The organism is Rhodopseudomonas pseudopalustris, from assembly GCF_900110435.1.
In the GTDB taxonomy this organism is placed as follows: domain Bacteria; phylum Pseudomonadota; class Alphaproteobacteria; order Rhizobiales; family Xanthobacteraceae; genus Rhodopseudomonas; species Rhodopseudomonas pseudopalustris.
This window is the reverse complement of record NZ_FODT01000028.1, coordinates 1-2309: the sequence shown is the minus strand read 5'-3', so window position 1 is coordinate 2309 and position 2309 is coordinate 1. Positions and strand designations below refer to the sequence as shown.

3 protein-coding genes are annotated in these 2309 nt (G+C 64.1%); all 3 read left to right on the top strand.

Annotation, left to right across the window (positions count from 1 at the left end):
- A partial coding sequence (locus tag BMY71_RS24220) for a PucC family protein (protein WP_092686408.1) occupies window positions 1-1396 on the top strand: 1396 nt, incomplete at its 5' end.
- Between the two features lie 18 nt (window positions 1397-1414).
- On the top strand, window positions 1415-2077 hold the full coding sequence (locus tag BMY71_RS24215; protein WP_011502809.1) for a hypothetical protein: 663 nt from the start codon (window positions 1415-1417) through the stop codon (window positions 2075-2077).
- Window positions 2078-2088: 11 nt separating this feature from the next.
- On the top strand, window positions 2089-2309 hold a 221-nt coding region (locus tag BMY71_RS24210), incomplete at its 3' end, for a hypothetical protein (protein ID WP_092686407.1).

Below are 2309 nucleotides of genomic sequence, written 5' to 3'. Positions count from 1 at the left end.
CTGGGCCTCGCTCGGGTCTCGCTTTCTGCCTTTCGCGGATGCGGCGACGCCGGATCTGCCTCTGTCCCGGTTGCTGCGCCTGTCGCTGTTTCAAGTGGCGGTCGGCATGTCGCTGGTGCTGCTGGTCGGCACCCTGAACCGGGTGATGATCGTCGAACTGAACGTGCCGGCCTCGATCGTCGGCGTGATGGTCTCCATTCCGCTGATCTTTGCGCCGTTCCGGGCGCTGATCGGCTTCAAATCCGACGTCCACAAATCCGTGCTCGGCTGGCGGCGCGTGCCTTTCCTTTACAAGGGCACCCTGGTTCAGTTCGGCGGCCTGGCGATCCTGCCGTTCGCGCTGCTGGTGTTGTCCGGCGGCGGCGAGGCTGGACATGCGCCGGTGTGGATCGGGCAATTCGGCGCCGCGCTGGCCTTCCTGCTGATCGGCGCCGGCGTTCACACCACGCAGACGGTCGGGCTCGCGCTCGCGACCGACCTCGCGTCTCCGGAATCCAGGCCGAAAGTCGTCGGCCTGATGTACACCATGCTGATGTTCGGCATGATCGCGAGCGCGATCATCTTCGGCATGCTGCTTGCTGACTTCTCGCCCGGCCGGTTGATCCAGGTGATCCAGGGCTCGGCCGTGGTCACGATCGTTCTCAACGGCATCGCGGTCTGGAAGCAGGAAGCGCGTCGCAGCTCGGGCGCGACCCAGGCGACCGCGCATCCGGGGGCGCCGTCGGCCAGCTTCCGCGAATCCTGGGATGTTTTCATCCAGGGCAAGGACGCGACGCGCCGTCTGATCGCGGTCGGTTTCGGCACCATGGCGTTCAGCATGGCGGACGTGTTGCTCGAGCCCTATGGCGGCCAGATCCTGTCGATGTCGGTCGGCGACACCACCAAGCTCACCGCCGCGCTCGCGATCGGCGGCCTGCTCGGCTTCGGTCTCGCCTCGCGCGTGCTGAGCCGCGGCGCCGATCCGTTCCGGATGGCGAGCTTCGGCTCGATGGTCGGCATTCCGGCCTTCCTTGCGGTGATCTTCGCCGCCGAACTGCAGGGGACCGCATCGGTGCTGGCATTCGGTTGCGGCACCGCGCTGATCGGCTTCGGCGCCGGCCTGTTCGGCCATGGCACGCTGACCGCGACGATGAACGCCGCGCCGAAGGATCAGGCCGGCCTCGCGCTCGGCGCCTGGGGTGCGGTGCAGGCTTCTGCAGCCGGCGTCGCGATCGCGCTCGGCGGTATTCTTCGTGACCTCGTGACGGCCTTCGCACCGCAGTTCGGCCCCGCGGCTGGCTACAATTTCGTCTACTGCCTCGAACTGCTGCTGCTGCTCGCGACGCTCGTGACGATGGTCCCGCTGATCAGGCGACGGGACACTCTACTGATGCAGGGCCACCTGACGCGGTCCTGAGACCAAAACGGAGTCGACATGACGCAAATCATCACCCGGTTGTACGATTCCAGCAGCAAGCTCGCTGCGCTGGAAGCCGACCTGAAGAAGAACAACTACAAATATTCCGTCGTCACCGGCTATCAGGCCGGCAAGGCGAGTTCCACCGACGACATCGCCGCCGCTCTGGGCAGGGCCTATGTGTCGCGCGGCGACGCCCGGACCTATGCGGACTACGTCAAGAAGGGCGCCGTCGTGGTCGCCGTGCAGGCCGAGTTCGGATTCGCCGCCAAGGCGACGACGATCCTCGACAGCTACGGCCCGAACAAGATCAGCATGCAATCATCGTCGTCGGCCGGCTTGGAAATGAGCGAGGCGACGCCGTTTTCGAACATGATTCATGCCAAGGCACTGCTCGACACCTCGGGCAAGTACAAATCCTATTCCGGCGACTGGCTGCTCGTCGACAGCGACAAGACCTTCTCGGGTACGCCGCTCGTCATCAGCAGCAAGGGCCCGTATCAGTCGTTTTCCGGAACACCGTTGCTGCTCGACAGCAGCGGTCCCTACAAGTCCTTCTCCGGGACTCCCGTGTTGCTGGACAGCAGCGGTCCGTACAAATCCTATTCGGGCGAGCCGCTACTGATCAACAAACCGACCATCTTCTCCTCCTGGCTGGGCCTGCCAGTGCTCTCTAAGTAAAGGAATTGAACATGAGCGAATATAAAGGACACTCCGGTACTCCGCTGATTCTCGAGCAGAAGGGCGAGTACGAAGGCTATTCCGGCACCCCGCTGATCCTGAAGCAGGAAGGCGAGTACAAGAGCTACTCCGGCACCCCGCTGATCCTCGAGCAGAAGGGTGAGTACCAGAGCTTCTCCGGCACTCCGCTGCTGCTGAAGCAGGAAGGCGAGTACAAGTCGTTCTCCGGCAC